At 63.5% G+C, this 13,560-nt stretch carries 14 protein-coding genes; 5 read left to right on the top strand and 9 right to left on the bottom strand.

Translation table 11 applies throughout. The features are described from left to right. Positions 1–17 precede the first annotated feature (17 nt). Positions 18–794 (top strand): hypothetical protein, encoded by a 777-nt coding sequence (locus ACFVTG_RS03540; protein ID WP_390278016.1) that lies wholly within the window; start codon positions 18–20, stop codon positions 792–794. A gap of 65 nt (positions 795–859) precedes the next feature. Here ACFVTG_RS03540 and ACFVTG_RS03535 read toward each other — a convergent pair whose 3' ends face one another. Together ACFVTG_RS03535 and ACFVTG_RS03530 are read right to left on the bottom strand one after the other, a co-directional pair. Next, positions 860–1,567 (bottom strand): redox-sensing transcriptional repressor Rex, encoded by a 708-nt coding sequence (locus tag ACFVTG_RS03535; RefSeq protein WP_390278014.1) that lies wholly within the window; start codon positions 1,565–1,567, stop codon positions 860–862. A 51-nt stretch (positions 1,568–1,618) separates the two neighbouring features. Further along, complete coding sequence (locus ACFVTG_RS03530; protein ID WP_234748772.1) at positions 1,619–1,873, bottom strand: glutaredoxin family protein; 255 nt, start codon at positions 1,871–1,873, stop codon at positions 1,619–1,621. Between the two features lie 76 nt (positions 1,874–1,949). Between ACFVTG_RS03530 and ACFVTG_RS03525 the strand changes: the two genes are divergently transcribed. After that, on the top strand, positions 1,950–2,768 hold the full coding sequence (locus ACFVTG_RS03525) for an HAD-IB family hydrolase (RefSeq protein ID WP_284753818.1): 819 nt from the start codon (positions 1,950–1,952) through the stop codon (positions 2,766–2,768). A 196-nt stretch (positions 2,769–2,964) separates the two neighbouring features. Here ACFVTG_RS03525 and ACFVTG_RS03520 read toward each other — a convergent pair whose 3' ends face one another. The 3 genes from ACFVTG_RS03520 to ACFVTG_RS03510 all read right to left on the bottom strand — a co-directional run bounded on the left by ACFVTG_RS03520 (position 2,965) and on the right by ACFVTG_RS03510 (position 4,750). Next, the gene (locus ACFVTG_RS03520; RefSeq protein WP_003792170.1) at positions 2,965–3,063 is read right to left on the bottom strand and encodes a 30S ribosomal protein bS22; all 99 of its coding nucleotides are present in this window, start codon (positions 3,061–3,063) and stop codon (positions 2,965–2,967) included. Positions 3,064–3,236: 173 nt separating this feature from the next. After that, entirely contained in the window at positions 3,237–3,449 is a 213-nt protein-coding gene (locus ACFVTG_RS03515) for a helix-turn-helix domain-containing protein (protein WP_184738709.1), read from the bottom strand. 158 nt (positions 3,450–3,607) lie between these two features. Continuing rightward, positions 3,608–4,750, bottom strand: coding sequence for a 3-deoxy-7-phosphoheptulonate synthase (locus ACFVTG_RS03510; RefSeq protein WP_284754065.1), 1,143 nt, complete (start codon positions 4,748–4,750; stop codon positions 3,608–3,610). A gap of 325 nt (positions 4,751–5,075) precedes the next feature. Between ACFVTG_RS03510 and ACFVTG_RS03505 the strand changes: the two genes are divergently transcribed. After that, positions 5,076–6,089, top strand: coding sequence for a LacI family DNA-binding transcriptional regulator (locus ACFVTG_RS03505; protein WP_284754067.1), 1,014 nt, complete (start codon positions 5,076–5,078; stop codon positions 6,087–6,089). On the opposite strand, the gene ACFVTG_RS03500 is transcribed toward ACFVTG_RS03505, so the two are convergent. Beyond that, positions 6,079–6,783, bottom strand: a complete 705-nt coding sequence (locus tag ACFVTG_RS03500) for a FadR/GntR family transcriptional regulator (RefSeq protein WP_390278011.1) — start codon at positions 6,781–6,783, stop codon at positions 6,079–6,081. The two genes, ACFVTG_RS03505 and ACFVTG_RS03500, sit on opposite strands and share 11 nt — an antisense overlap. Positions 6,784–6,862: 79 nt before the next feature. On the opposite strand from ACFVTG_RS03500, the gene ACFVTG_RS03495 reads away from it, so the two are divergent. Next, positions 6,863–8,167, top strand: coding sequence for an alpha-hydroxy-acid oxidizing protein (locus ACFVTG_RS03495; RefSeq protein WP_390278008.1), 1,305 nt, complete (start codon positions 6,863–6,865; stop codon positions 8,165–8,167). Between the two features lie 76 nt (positions 8,168–8,243). On the opposite strand, the gene gdhA is transcribed toward ACFVTG_RS03495, so the two are convergent. The 3 genes from gdhA to ACFVTG_RS03480 form a co-directional block, all read right to left on the bottom strand. Then, the gene (gene gdhA / locus ACFVTG_RS03490; protein WP_390278006.1) at positions 8,244–9,581 is read right to left on the bottom strand and encodes an NADP-specific glutamate dehydrogenase; all 1,338 of its coding nucleotides are present in this window, start codon (positions 9,579–9,581) and stop codon (positions 8,244–8,246) included. A 491-nt stretch (positions 9,582–10,072) separates the two neighbouring features. Then, complete coding sequence (locus ACFVTG_RS03485; RefSeq protein ID WP_390278004.1) at positions 10,073–10,657, bottom strand: ArsR/SmtB family transcription factor; 585 nt, start codon at positions 10,655–10,657, stop codon at positions 10,073–10,075. A 120-nt stretch (positions 10,658–10,777) separates the two neighbouring features. Next, entirely contained in the window at positions 10,778–11,989 is a 1,212-nt protein-coding gene (locus ACFVTG_RS03480; protein WP_390278002.1) for an acetoin utilization protein AcuC, read from the bottom strand. Between the two features lie 111 nt (positions 11,990–12,100). Between ACFVTG_RS03480 and ACFVTG_RS03475 the strand changes: the two genes are divergently transcribed. Beyond that, entirely contained in the window at positions 12,101–13,534 is a 1,434-nt protein-coding gene (locus ACFVTG_RS03475) for a TrkH family potassium uptake protein (RefSeq protein ID WP_390277999.1), read from the top strand. Positions 13,535–13,560: the final 26 nt, after the last annotated feature.

Below are 13,560 nucleotides of genomic sequence, written 5' to 3'. Positions count from 1 at the left end.
ACACGCAAAGGAATGCCATGAGCACCCCTCCGTACCCACCGTCCACTCCGGGCGAAAATCCCACACCTGAGCAGCCGAAATACGGCCAGCAGACACCCCAGCAGGGTCAGCAGCCGCAATACGGCCAGCAGGCTCCGCAGTATGGGCAGCAGACACCGCAGCAGGGTCAGCCGTCACCTTACGGCCAGCCGTCCGCGCCGCAGTACGGGCAGCAGGCTCCGCAGTACGGGCAGCAGGCACCTCAGCAGCCGCAGTACGGCCAGCCTTCCGTCCCGCAGTACGGGCAGGGCGGCCCCGTCGCTTGGCCCAGCCAGCAGCCCGCTGCCACGTCCGGAGTCCCCCAGCTGGTCAACATCTCCTTCTGGCTCATACTTGCCGCTGGTTTGCTGACCTTGATCGGCATTCCCTTCACCATCGCTACGCTGAACTCGCCGGCAGGCAAGAACATGCTCGATCAGGCGTTGTCGGCACAAGGAAGCAACGCATCTGGCATTGACACCAGCACCTTCATCAGCATTTTGATCACCGTCCTGGTTATTTTCTCGGTGATTTTTGCCGGACTCTACGCACTGGTTGCGTTCAAGGTCCGCCAGGGCAAGAACTGGGCCCGGATCCTGGGCACGGTCTTTGCGGCGATTTCCCTGCTCGGCCTGACCCAGATCGGCATGGGCACCATCACCATCCTCCTGGGCGTCGCCGCGATCGTGCTGTTGTACCTGCCGGCCTCGGCGCCGTATTTCCGGAAGGCCCAGCCGTTCGCGAACCCCTACGGCCAGGCGCCGTACGGCCGTTAGGCCACGCGGCGTACGGTCCACGGCCCACCGCCAAGAACAAACAACGGGCGCAGACCCGGCTCGGCCTAAATGGCCTGGCCCGGGGTCTGCGCCCGTTGTGCGTGATACGCCAGGATCTGAAGCTCAGTGGCCATATCCACCTTTCGCAGATTCACGTACGGCGGAACCTGCAGGAGGACGGGCGCAAAGCTGAGGATGCTGCGGATACCCGCGCTGATCACGCGGTCGCAAACGTCCTGCGCCACCGCGGCCGGGAGGGCCAGCACAACCATGTTGGTGCCGGTCCGCTGAAGGACCGTTTCAAGATTGGCGGCGTCGCTGACCCGCAGCCAGCCCACTTCGTTCCCGATGACCATAGGATCGGCATCAAGGATCGCCACCACGTCGAAACCGCGCGACTCGAATCCGCCGTAGCGCGCCAACGCCTTTCCAAGGTTGCCCGCGCCCACAATGGCCACTTTCCAGTCGTGGGTCAAGCCGAGCGCCGCCGCGATGTGGCGGCTCAGGTACTGGACCTCGTATCCCACGCCGCGCGTTCCATAGGAGCCGACGTAGGAGAGGTCCTTGCGCAACGTGGACGAACTGACTCCCGACGCCTCGGCCAACGCCTCGGAGGAAACCCGTTCCACGCCTTCGCCCAGCAGGGAGTTCAGAGCGCGCAGGTAAAGCGTCATCCGGGCCACAGCCGCGGGTGGTATCTGCTTCGCGGCAGAGTCCTTGTCCCCGGATACAGCTTCGGCGGACGGTTCCAGCGCAGTCACGTTCTTCTCCATTGCGTCGCTTTGTTTTCCCACTCTATTGCCAACAAAGCACTGCACGCATGTTCAGGCTGCGATGGCCTTCTTCAGGACCCGAACCAATCGTGCCTCATCGATTTTCCAGAAATCCCGTTGGATACCGTCCACGAATACCACCGGGATCTCCTCGGCGTAGCGCTCGCGCAGTACAGGGTCGGTGTCAATCGATTGTTCCGTCCACGTGAGCCCAAGGCTTGAGGTCACGCGTTCGACGGCGTCACGCGCCGCGGCGCAGAGGTGGCAGTCAGCTTTGGTGAGGAGTACGACGTCGGGATTTGGCATGGTTCAAAGGTATCGCTTTAGCGTCGGCACAGCCGTGCGAACGGCAGGAGGCCGGGCGATTGACTAGACTCATGGCATGCCCGTCGAGAAGAACGCCGTTGTGGCCACCGCGCCGGCCGCAACGCAGCAGCACGGCGAGGCCGCATTCTTCGACGTCGACAACACCCTCATGAAGGGCGCCAGCCTCTTCCACGTCGCGCGGAAGATGTACGAACGCAAGGCCTTCACCCTTTCCCAAGCCGCGGGCTTCGCCTGGAAGCAATTCAAGTTCGTGCTACGGGGCGAAAAGATGGAGGACGTCCATTCCGTCCGGGATTCCGCGCTCGTCCTCGCGGCGGGGATCAAGGTATCCGACATCAAGGAACTGGGCGAAGAAGTCTACGACGAGATGATCGAGTCGCGGATCTGGCCTGGTACCAAGGCCCTGGCGGAACAGCACCTGCGGGTTGGCCGCAAGGTCTGGCTCGTAACCGCCACACCCATCGAAGTCGCCACCGTCATCTCCACGCGCCTCGGCCTCACAGGCGCCCTAGGTACCGTGGGCGAAGTTGAAGATGGCGCCTACACGGGCCGGCTCGTGGGCGAGATCCTCCACGGTCCAGCCAAAGCCGTGGCTGTGCAGCGCGTAGCGGACGAAGAAGGCCTGGACCTCAAGCGGTGCTGGGCGTACAGCGATTCACATAACGACATCCCGCTGCTCACTTTGGTGGGCCACCCGGTGTGCATCAATCCCGACGCCGGGCTGCGCCGCCATGCGCGCGAGAACAACTGGCCGGTTTATGACTTCCGTTCCGGCCGCCGGGCAGCCACGCTCGGCCTCAAAGCCGCGACTGTCGGAGGCGCCGTCTACGGTTTGTGGCGGGGTTTCTCCAAGTTCCGCAGCCCGAGGGGCTAACCCCAGCAACCCTCGCTCACATATAGCCGCCGAACGCCCGACATACGTGAGCGAGCGTCCGCCGATACAACCGACATACGTGAGCGAGCGTCCGCCGATACAACCGACATACGTGAGCGAGCGTCACAGGGGGCGTACACGCAAAAATGCCCGCCGCCTCGAGAGGCAACGGGCATTCACGCTGTAGGAAGTATCTCTACTTCTTATTGCGACGCTGGTGGCGGGTCTTACGAAGCAGTTTGCGGTGCTTCTTCTTGGCCATACGCTTGCGGCGCTTCTTAATAACTGAACCCACGTAAGTTCCTTACCAAACTAGATTGAGATTCTGTCTGCTGGGTGAGGTCCTTGAACTGAGCAACAGACTTTTACAACTGACAGATTCTTACAATGACGTAAAACGTTCCTTAACAGGGTACCGCCTATCGGGGGCACCCAATGACCGTTGGCCCCTAGGGAACCAAGCAAGACTCAAGCTGTCTCCGAGTGTCCGTCGACAACCGCGCCCTTGAGGTATTGGCTCACGGCTTCTTCGGGGACACGGAATGATCGTCCAAATCGGACGGCTGGCATTTCTCCCGAGTGGACCAGGCGGTACACGGTCATTTTGGAAACCCGGAGGACTTCGGCGACTTCAGCCACTGTCATGAAACGCGCGTTCGAGAAGTTAGCCTCTGCGGACATTTCTCCATATTCCTTTGCTCTCAGCGGTTAGCGGCGAACCCCAGCATTCATTACCTGGTGTGCCGATGCTGAGCCATCAAACAACCATGTGCTAGATACTCTAGAGGCTGCTGGTACCAAAGTGAAAGTCTTTCGGCCAACTGAAGATCGGGTTTCCCTTAGTTGGAGGCGGCCATCCGGCGCTTGCGGGCCGAGGCCGCCAACTGGCCCAAGACGGACACCGTGACGTCCCATTCCATGCAGGCATCGGTGACGCTCTGGCCGTAAACCAACCCTTGTTCGCCAGCCAGCTGCCGCTCCACATCCAGGTTCTGCGCCCCGCCCACAAGGAAGCTTTCCAGCATGACGCCGGCGATCGGCGAAGCAACGTCATCTTCCAACTGCGCGCCGATCTCCAAGGCGACTTCGGCCTGGCGATGGTGGCTCTTGCCGCTGTTGGCATGGCTCGCGTCAACGATGAGCCGCGGGTTCAGCCCCTTCGCCGAAAGCTTCTCCGAGGCATCAGCGACGTGGTCGGCGGCGTAGTTCGGGCCCTTGCGGCCACCGCGCAGGATCACATGCGTGTCCGGATTTCCCGAGGTCGCCACGAGGGCGGCGCGGCCATCGCCGTCGATCCCCAAGAACGCCTGGGGTGCCGCAGAGGCGCCGCAGGCATCGATCGCGACTTGCAGGTCGCCGTCGGTCCCGTTCTTGAAACCGATCGGCATGGACAGTCCGGAGGCGAGCTGGCGGTGGATCTGGCTCTCGGTGGTGCGCGCACCGATGGCGCCCCACGCCACAAGGTCGGCCATGTATTGCGGGCTGATAGGTTCCAGGAATTCGGTGGCGGTCGGCAGGCCGAGGGCTGTGACTTGCTGAAGGAATCCACGCGCCGCACGGAGTCCGGCCGCGATGTCGTGGCTGCCATCCAAGTGGGGATCGTTGATGAGGCCCTTCCAGCCCACCGTGGTGCGCGGCTTCTCGAAGTACGCCCGCATGACGATGAGCAGGTCTTCCTTGTGCTTCTCGGCCTGGCTAACCAGCCTGCGCGCGTATTCCAGTCCGGCCTTCGGATCGTGGATGGAACACGGGCCCACGATCACCAGGAGGCGGTCGTCCACGCCGTCCATGATGGCGCGGACTCCATCGCGTCCGCGCTCGACGACGGCGGAGGCCCTCGCGTCAAGCGGCAGTTCCGCGATGATTTCCTGCGGCGTGGGGAGCGGCTCGAAGCGGCTGACGCGCAGATTCGATGTCGACTGCGCCCCGGCATTCTCGACGTCGGCATTTAGTGTGGTGGGCTCTGCGGCGATGCTGGTCATGAAAGGGGTCCTGTTCCGGAGAGGAGCGGACCCTACTCAGAGCCCGCCTGGAAATGGCGAAGGGCAGAGAATGATCTCTGCCCTGTTGGCTCTGAAGGAATGTTGGATGCGTGTCAGTTAGACGCGGGCCCCTCCAGAGCCAACGAAAAATACGCATACCAACGGTTAGTCATAGCCAAACCATAGCGTCAGGTTCCGGATGCCTGCAAATCGAAATGCGACGACATCAAGGGAAACCGTTTCCCCACGCACTATAAACTTCATTTCAGAACACATGTCGCCGCCGCGTTGGAGCAAGGGCGGCAGCAGCTCCAGGAAGGAAGCCATGCCAGGCAGAAGGAACACCCGGCGGGTGGGCATCGCAGATGTGGCATCCATGGCCGGCGTTTCGCATGCCACCGTTTCCCGCGTCATGAACGGAAATACCACCGTGGACGCGGACATTGCCGCTCGCGTGCGCGCGGCCGCGTCCGAGCTGAAGTACAAGCCGAACCCGGTGGGGCGGAGCCTGGCCCTGGGAAAAACGGACACCATCGGAATCGTGGTGCCGGACTTGTCCAACCCCACCTTCCAGGCCATTCTTCGCGGGCTGAGTATTGCCGCCGCCCGCGACGGCTACCGCGTGTTGATCGCCGACTCGTCCGAAGTCTCCAGCGAAGAGGCAATCCTGGCCGGGGAAGCCCGGAGGCGATGCGACGGCGTCGTTCTTTGCGCCCCCCGAATGAGTGACGCCGATCTGGAGGAACTCGCCCCCACGCTCTATCCGCTCGTCCTCATCAACCGGACCACCGAGTCGGTACCGACTCCCAGCCTCGTGGTGGATTACGGCCAAGGCATCCAGGAACTTGCCGCCCACCTGGTGGAGCTGGGTCATCGCAAACTGGCTTATCTGACGGGACCGGACCGCAGCGCCTCCAACGTGCAGCGCCTCCGCGGGCTCGAGAAGTTCACGGCCGAATTCCCGAACGTCGAGTTGCAGTTCATTCCCGGCGGCAACACGTTCGACGCCGGATTCGAGTCGAGCGATGCCGTCGCCTCATGCGGGGCTACTGGAATCCTCGTCTTCAATGACGTCGCGGCGATGGGCCTCTTAAGCGGTCTGAGTGAGCGCGGGATCCGCGTCCCGGAAGATTTGTCACTCACGGGCTTCGATGACATGCCTTTTGCCCGGTACACCATGCCGCCGCTGACCACTGCCGCCGTGCCGATCTCCGACCTCGGAGACCTTGCGTGGCGACGCATGCGGGAGCAGATCCAGACCAACGACGCCGCTTCACCCACGAACTACTTCCCGCCGCGGATTGAGCTCAGGGGCAGCACCGGACCGGTCAAGGCCTAGTTTCCGCAGGGGCCTTCCCCAGTCCGGCCTCCCGGTAGTACCCCTCGATGTGCGCGGCAACGAGCGTCGCCGCCCGGCCGCCGTCGCCGTCGTTCACCGCCTCCAAAATGGCGCGATGCTCGGACCGCAGGCGATCGGCGGTGTGATCCCAATCCGGCAGGTTCGCCGTGAGCGCGGCGGCGTAACCCTCGATCGCTTCACGCAGCGAGCCCATAATGGTGCTCACCACGGCATTTCCCGCGGCTTCCGCAAGCGCCAAGTGGAAGGCGACGTCCAGCGCGAGGAAATCATCGACGGCGGCACTCACGTCCATCTCGTCCAGGAGCCTCGCTGCTTCCTTGAGTTCGGGGGCGTCGGCCTTGGCGCGGGACACCGCCCATGATTCGAGCAGGACCCGGGTCTCCACAATGTCGGCGACGGGCAAATGCTGCGTGGCCACGTGGAGGCGGAGCGCGGAGCCAAGTGCCGCGGCCGGTTCCGCGATGACCACCGTCCCGGCGTCCTTGCCAGAGCCGACGCCTGCCCGCACCAAGCCCATGGCCTCCAGGATGCGGATGGCTTCGCGGACCGAAGTCCGCGAGACCTCCAGTTGTTCGGCCAGCGCCCGCTCGGCGGGGAGCCGTCCGCCAAGCACCAAATGCCCGTCGGACAATTGCTTTTCGATCCAACTCAGGACGAGCTCGTGCGTTCGCATGGATAAATAGTAGTTGATGTGGTTGGACCACATGGCATAGAGTGTGGTCTAACCACACAAGCACACGGGAGACAGCACCATGACGCAGACCGTCCAGCCGAGCAGCGCCCCTTCCCTTGAGGTGCCCACGAACGTCCCCACCGTCGTCGGGCGCCCCGCGGCACTCAAGCGCCGGGTTCCCAAATACGCGGACCTGGCGCCGCTCATGAAGTTCAAGAAGCCCGAGTTCAGCAACGCGGCGAAGCTGCGCCGCGCATCCACCATTTGGGAACTGCGGGATATGGCCAAGCGACGCACTCCCCAGGCGCCGTTCGACTACACGGACGGTGCAGCGGAGGCGGAGATCACCCTTCGCCGGGCCCGCCAGGCTTTCCAGGACATCGAGTTCCGGCCGGGGATCCTGCGCGACGTCTCCAGCATCGACCTCAGCACCGAGATCCTGGGCAAGGAATCCCGGCTTCCGTTCGGCATCGCACCAACGGGATTTACCCGCATGATGCAGTCCGAGGGTGAATACGCGGGCTCGCAGGCGGCCGAAGCAGCGGGCATTCCGTACACGCTGTCCACGATGGGCACGGCGTCCATCGAAGACGTTGCAGCAGCGGCTCCGAATGGTCGTAACTGGTTCCAGCTATATCTCTGGACGGACCGGGACCGTTCCCTGGAACTGATCGAGCGCGCCGCCAAGGCCGGAAACGACACCCTCATGGTCACGGTGGACACCGCCGTCGCGGGCGCCCGGCTGCGGGACGTCCGCAACGGCATGACCATTCCGCCGGCGCTCACCGTGAAAACCGTCCTGGATGCCTCGTACCGGCCCGCTTGGTGGTTCAACTTCCTCACCCATGAACCGCTCACCTTCGCCTCGCTCTCCCGCTACACGGGTACGGTGGCAGACCTCATCAACTCCATGTTCGATCCCACCCTGACCTTCGACGACCTCGACTGGCTGCGCGAAACCTGGAAGGGCAAGCTCGTGGTCAAGGGAATCCAGACGGTGGAAGATGCCCGCAAGGTGGTGGACCACGGCGCGGACGGCGTCGTGATCTCCAACCACGGCGGGCGCCAACTGGACCGGGCACCGATTCCGCTGCACCTCGTTCCGGAGGTCTCAGCGGCGCTGAAGGCCGACAACAGCGACGCGGCCATCATCCTGGACACGGGCATCATGAGCGGCGCCGACATCGTGGCAGCCCTGGCCCTCGGTGCGGACTTCACGTTGATCGGGCGCGCCTACCTTTACGGACTCATGGCCGGCGGGCGCGCAGGCGTAGACCGCACCATCCAGATCCTGGAAAAGGACATGGCCCGCACGATGGCCTTGCTCGGAGTCACCAGGATTTCGGAACTCAACCCGGACCACGTTCGCCTGCTGGAGCACTAGGTCGGGCTGCCCAACTGACTCGCAGTAAGTGTCGTTTTCAGCCCTGTAAACGACACCTACTGCGAGCTAGTTGGGGCTAGATGAGGCCTTGCGCCAACATGGCGTCGGCGACCTTCACGAAGCCGCCGATGTTGGCACCCAGGACATAGTTGCCCGGCGCACCGTATTCCTCCGCGGTTTCGGCACAACGATCGTGGATGCCCACCATGATTTCCGTGAGGCGTGCTTCCGTGTGTTCGAAGGACCAGGAATCGCGGCTGGCGTTCTGCTGCATTTCTAACGCAGACGTCGCCACACCACCGGCGTTGGCTGCCTTGCCCGGCGCAAACAGGATGCCCGCATCCTGGAAAACCGCAACGGCTTCACGAGTGGAGGGCATGTTGGCGCCTTCGGCGACTGCCAGCAGACCGTTGCTGACGAGCTTGGCTGCCGCGTCGCCGTCGAGCTCGTTTTGCGTCGCGCACGGCAGGGCAACGGTGCCGTTGACGTCCCAGACCGAGCCGCCGGCCACGTAGCTGGCGCCCCGGCGTCGCTCCGCGTATTCAGTGAGGCGGCCCCGTTCGACTTCCTTGATCTGGCGGAGCAGTGCGACGTTGATGCCGGCCTCGTCAACCACATAGCCCGCGGAGTCGGAACAGGCCACCACGGTGGCGCCAAGCGCCTGGGCTTTGGCGATGGCGTAGATGGCCACGTTTCCCGAACCGGAGACCACGACCCGTTGGCCATCGAAAGACCTCCCCTTGGTCTTGAGCATCTCCTGGGCAAAGATGACCGTGCCGAAACCAGTGGCTTCCGGACGGACCAAGGAGCCGCCCCACGACATTCCCTTGCCCGTCAGCACGCCCGACTCGTAGCGGTTGGTGATGCGCTTGTACTGGCCGAACAGGAAGCCGATCTCGCGGCCTCCCACGCCGATGTCGCCAGCAGGAACGTCCGTGTATTCGCCGATGTGGCGATATAGCTCGGTCATGAAGGACTGGCAAAAGCGCATGATTTCCGCGTCCGAGCGGCCGCGGGGATCGAAGTCCGAGCCTCCCTTGCCGCCACCGATAGGCATGCCTGTCAGGGCATTCTTGAAGATCTGTTCGAAACCGAGGAACTTGACGATGCCCAAGTAGACCGAGGGGTGGAAGCGCAGCCCGCCCTTGTAGGGGCCCAAGGCTGAATTGAACTCGACGCGGAAACCGCGGTTGACGTGAACACGGCCAGCGTCGTCGGTCCACGGGACGCGGAAGATGATTTGGCGCTCCGGTTCGCACAGGCGCTCAAGGACGGCGCCCTCGAGGAATTCCGGGTGGCGGTCATGCACCGGGCCAAGGCTTTCAAAGACCTCGGTGACGGCTTGGTGAAATTCCAGCTCGCCCGGGTTCCGCGCCAAGACGGTGTCCCGGACTGCTTCCAGCCTCGAATCCATGTGACTCCCTACAACTTCTGCGCCGAACGGCGGATCTGCAACGACCCCGCCATGCTCGCATCAGACGCACGCCAGTCTCCATCCGAACCGAATAAGACCAGGCAGCCCTCAGGGCAGAGGTAAGCAAAAAGCGCGGCCGGGGGACGGGTCCGGCGCTTCTTAGCTCAGGTCAATAATGGGCAATATGAGCCGGGAGGGGTGGATTGCGACATGGAGGATCGTGTTGGCGGCGACCACGATGTCCCCGCGTTCATCGGTGGCGGGTGAGCGTATCTGACCCGGAGTATCCCCCGTCAGTCAGGATCAGCGCCGGGCCGTCAGGCTGCACATCGACCAATTTCCCGGTAGAGTCCGTATCTTTTGCTGCCGAAGAGTAATCTGCGGACTCCACGCCATAGCTCGGGGACAGCATGCTGGCTTTTCATGCAGGCCCATTTTGGACAGGAGCGGGGAGTGCATCCTCATCGCCGGTTGGAACGACCGATGCTCCTTTACTTCTTCCGCCCGAACTTCGGCAGGTTGGGCAGGTTCGGCAGGTTCGCCAGGAGGTCTGCAGCCTTGGTGGCGGCACGACCAACCGTGCGGCCGATCTGCTGCGGCATGGTGTCGTCGATACCCGTGACAGAGGCAACAGCTCCGGAGGCGGGAACGGTTTCAGGCGAGCGCTCGACGTCGGTGCTCGCCGGAGAAGCGACGAGCGGCTCGCCGTCGGGCTGCGTGAGCTGCTTCTTCGCAGCACCTGCGCCCTGCTGGCCTGCCGTACGTGGCCGGGGGCTGCGGGCCGGCGTGGCGGCTTCGACCGCTGGCTTGGCGGGTCCGACGTCGAACGTCTCCAGCCAGCTGGCAACGCCGGCGAGCGGCTTCGGGTTCAACGCGTAATAGCGTTTCTGTCCTTGCGCGCGCATGCTGACGAGATCCGCCTCGCGGAGCACCTTCAAATGCTTTGAGATGGTGGGCTGGCTCGCTGCGAGCTCTTCCACCAGTTCCCCCACAGCCTTATCCCCAGAGCGGAGGGAAACCAGAATGTCACGCCGGGTCGCCTCAGCAATGACGGCAAATACGTCGTCAGTCACCATGCCTCCCACCCTAGCGACATATACGCCAAAAGGCATCAACTATTTCGCTTGTGCGCCCGGCGCTGATCGAGCCATGCGCCCGGCGTTGACCGAGCCCCGCGCCGGAAAGCCGAACAATCATCAGTCGAACCAAGGATCCAGCCCGTAAAGCGGAAAGATTTCCTTGCGGGTGGCGATGATGGTGCGGTCCACGGCGTCGGCGGGGTCATAGCCGACCTCCCACGAACGCCACCAGGTGTCGACTCCGTCGCCCATGAGTTCCGGAACCGTTTCCCCGTACTTTTCCCGGACATAGTCCCGGAAAGCTTCCGGGACCGGAGCTGTCAGCTGGACGGGATGTTGGGCCACGATACCTATCAAATGGCTCCACGTGCGCGGTACCACTCCCGTGATGTCGTAGCCCCCTCCCCCGGTGGCGATCCAACGGTTTTCGCAGAACCTGGCGGCGAGGCCCGCGACGGCGGTGGCCGCCTCGCGTTGCCCGTCCACGCTGAGGTTGAGGTGCGTGAGGGGATCGAGTTTATGGGAGTCACAGCCATGCTGGCTCACGATGACTTCCGGTTCGAAGGCCTGCACGAGTTGCGGCACCACGGCATGGAAGGCTCGCAACCACCCGGCGTCGCCCGTCCATGCCGGCAACGCCACGTTGACGGCGGTGCCCAGGGCGTCTTGGCCGCCGATCTCATTGGCGAATCCCGTTCCGGGGAACAACGAGAGGCCACTTTCGTGCAGGGAAATCGTCAGTACCCTGGGGTCGTTCCAGAAGATGCTCTGGGTGCCGTCGCCGTGGTGGGCATCGACGTCGATGTACGCGACCCGCCGCACACCGCCGTCGAGCAGCCTCTGCACGGCGAGTGCGGCGTCGTTATAGATGCAGAAGCCGCTGGCCCGCTCGCGGGAGGCATGATGCAGGCCGCCGCCGAAGTTGACGGCCCGGACCGCGGTCCCGGACAGGATCGCCTCGGCCCCGAGCAGCGAACCACCGGCAAGCCGGGCGCTGGCTTCGTGCATCCCGGCAAAAGCCGGATCATCTTCGGTGCCGAGCCCGCGTTCCGGGTCCGGCGTCGTCGGGTCTTCGCTTGCACGCCGCACCGCGGCGACATATTCGGCGCTGTGCACTGCCAGGAGTTCGACGTCGGACGCCACCTCGGGCGCTTGGACCGAGACGTGTTTCAAATCAAACAGTCCGAGCGCCGCGGCGAGCCTGGCCGTCAGCTCAAGCCGTTCGGGGGCCATCGGATGCGAGGGACCGAAATTGTATGCGGTCATGGCGGGATCCCACGCCACCGTCGTTGGCAGCGCGGACGGACGGAGGCCTGCCCAGGAAGTCATCAATGACAGGCTACCCGAGCGGCGGAACCCACCTGCCCCGTTACGGCGGGCGATTAGTGGTTTACTACTCAAGAAAGCAGAATCAATCGACCAGAAGCGAACAGCACTGCCATGACTCAGAGCCAGTCGAGGTCCCGAGACCCGGCCAGCTGGCAAACCGTCCAGCCGGAGCGGGGAGGCCTGTGGATTTTCACGGGTATCCGCGACTTCATCGACAACATCGCCAACTCTTCACCGGCCCGATTGGCGCTGACGGCGTACGTCTTCGCGATTCTCTTGTTCACCGGGCTGCTGTCCCTCCCAGCGGCATCGGCCGACGGTGCGGTCACTCCCATCCACCAAGCCCTGTTCACCGCTGTCTCCAGCGTTTGTGTGACCGGTTTGACGGTTGTGTCGACGGCAACGCACTGGACCTTCTTCGGACAGCTCGTGATTCTCGTGGGCATCTTCGTGGGTGGATTGGGAACCCTGACACTCGCATCCCTCCTGGCGCTCATGGTCAGCAAACGGCTGGGAGTGAGGGGCAAGCTCATTGCCCAAGAGGCCATGAACAACGCCGGGCGCTTGGGCGAAGTGGGTACATTGTTGCGGATCGTCATCTCGACGTCCGTGACCATCGAGGCCATACTGGCCATCGCAATGATTCCCCGGTTCCTGACGCTCGGCGAGGACTTCTGGCAGGCCGTCTGGCACGGGATCTTCTACTCGATCTCTTCCTTCAACAATGCCGGTTTCACACCCCATTCCGACGGAATCGTTCCGTACGAAACGGACCTGTGGATTCTTGTGCCGCTCATGCTTGGCGTGTTCCTCGGGAGCCTCGGCTTCCCGGTGATGCTGGTGCTCCGGCGGCATGGCCTCAACTGGAGGAAATGGAGCCTCCACACCAAGCTGACCATCCAGGTGTCCCTGATCCTCCTCATTGCCGGCGCAGTCCTGTGGGCCCTGATGGAGTGGGACAACACCAACACCATCGCCAACATGAGCGTCGGCGACAAGATCACGCATTCCATTTTCGCCTCGGTCATGACGCGCTCCGGTGGCTTCAACCTGGTCGACCAGGGCCATATGGATTCGACCACGAGGCTGCTGTCGGACGCGCTCATGTTCGCCGGCGGCGGTTCGGCGTCAACGGCGGGCGGCATCAAGGTGACCACCATCGCGGTCATGTTCCTCGCCATCGTGGCTGAGGCCCGGGGCGACGACGACGTCAAGGTCTACGGCCGCACGATCCCCGAAGGCACCATGCGGGTAGCCATCTCAGTGATCGTCGCTGGTGCCACCTTGGTATGCGCATCAGCATTCTTGCTGTTGGCCATCAGCGGCGCCAGCCTGGACCGGGTACTCTTCGAAACCATTTCAGCCTTTGCAACCGTGGGACTCAGCACGAACCTCAGCGCCGAGCTGCCGCCGTCGGGCGTCTACGTCCTCGCCGTCCTCATGTTCGCCGGCCGCATCGGCACCATAACCCTTGCCTCCGCACTGGCCCTCCGCCAGCGCAGGCAGCTATTCCATTATCCGGAAGAGAGGCCGATCATTGGCTAATTCAACAGGCGCCCCCAACCGGCCGG

This window comes from Arthrobacter sp. NPDC058127 (genome assembly GCF_042884555.1).
Taxonomy (GTDB): domain Bacteria; phylum Actinomycetota; class Actinomycetes; order Actinomycetales; family Micrococcaceae; genus Arthrobacter.
This window is presented reverse-complemented; position numbering and strand designations above follow the sequence as displayed.

Coding starts and splice junctions, on each gene's coding strand:
- ACFVTG_RS03540 (WP_390278016.1), top strand. CDS start 18: ATGAGCACCCCTCCGTACCCACCGTCCACTCCGGGCGAAAATCCCACA.
- ACFVTG_RS03535 (WP_390278014.1), bottom strand. CDS start 1,567: ATGGAGAAGAACGTGACTGCGCTGGAACCGTCCGCCGAAGCTGTATCC.
- ACFVTG_RS03530 (WP_234748772.1), bottom strand. CDS start 1,873: ATGCCAAATCCCGACGTCGTACTCCTCACCAAAGCTGACTGCCACCTC.
- ACFVTG_RS03525 (WP_284753818.1), top strand. CDS start 1,950: ATGCCCGTCGAGAAGAACGCCGTTGTGGCCACCGCGCCGGCCGCAACG.
- ACFVTG_RS03515 (WP_184738709.1), bottom strand. CDS start 3,449: ATGTCCGCAGAGGCTAACTTCTCGAACGCGCGTTTCATGACAGTGGCT.
- ACFVTG_RS03510 (WP_284754065.1), bottom strand. CDS start 4,750: ATGACCAGCATCGCCGCAGAGCCCACCACACTAAATGCCGACGTCGAG.
- ACFVTG_RS03505 (WP_284754067.1), top strand. CDS start 5,076: ATGCCAGGCAGAAGGAACACCCGGCGGGTGGGCATCGCAGATGTGGCA.
- ACFVTG_RS03500 (WP_390278011.1), bottom strand. CDS start 6,783: ATGCGAACGCACGAGCTCGTCCTGAGTTGGATCGAAAAGCAATTGTCC.
- ACFVTG_RS03495 (WP_390278008.1), top strand. CDS start 6,863: ATGACGCAGACCGTCCAGCCGAGCAGCGCCCCTTCCCTTGAGGTGCCC.
- gdhA (WP_390278006.1), bottom strand. CDS start 9,581: ATGGATTCGAGGCTGGAAGCAGTCCGGGACACCGTCTTGGCGCGGAAC.
- ACFVTG_RS03485 (WP_390278004.1), bottom strand. CDS start 10,657: ATGGTGACTGACGACGTATTTGCCGTCATTGCTGAGGCGACCCGGCGT.
- ACFVTG_RS03480 (WP_390278002.1), bottom strand. CDS start 11,989: ATGACTTCCTGGGCAGGCCTCCGTCCGTCCGCGCTGCCAACGACGGTG.
- ACFVTG_RS03475 (WP_390277999.1), top strand. CDS start 12,101: ATGACTCAGAGCCAGTCGAGGTCCCGAGACCCGGCCAGCTGGCAAACC.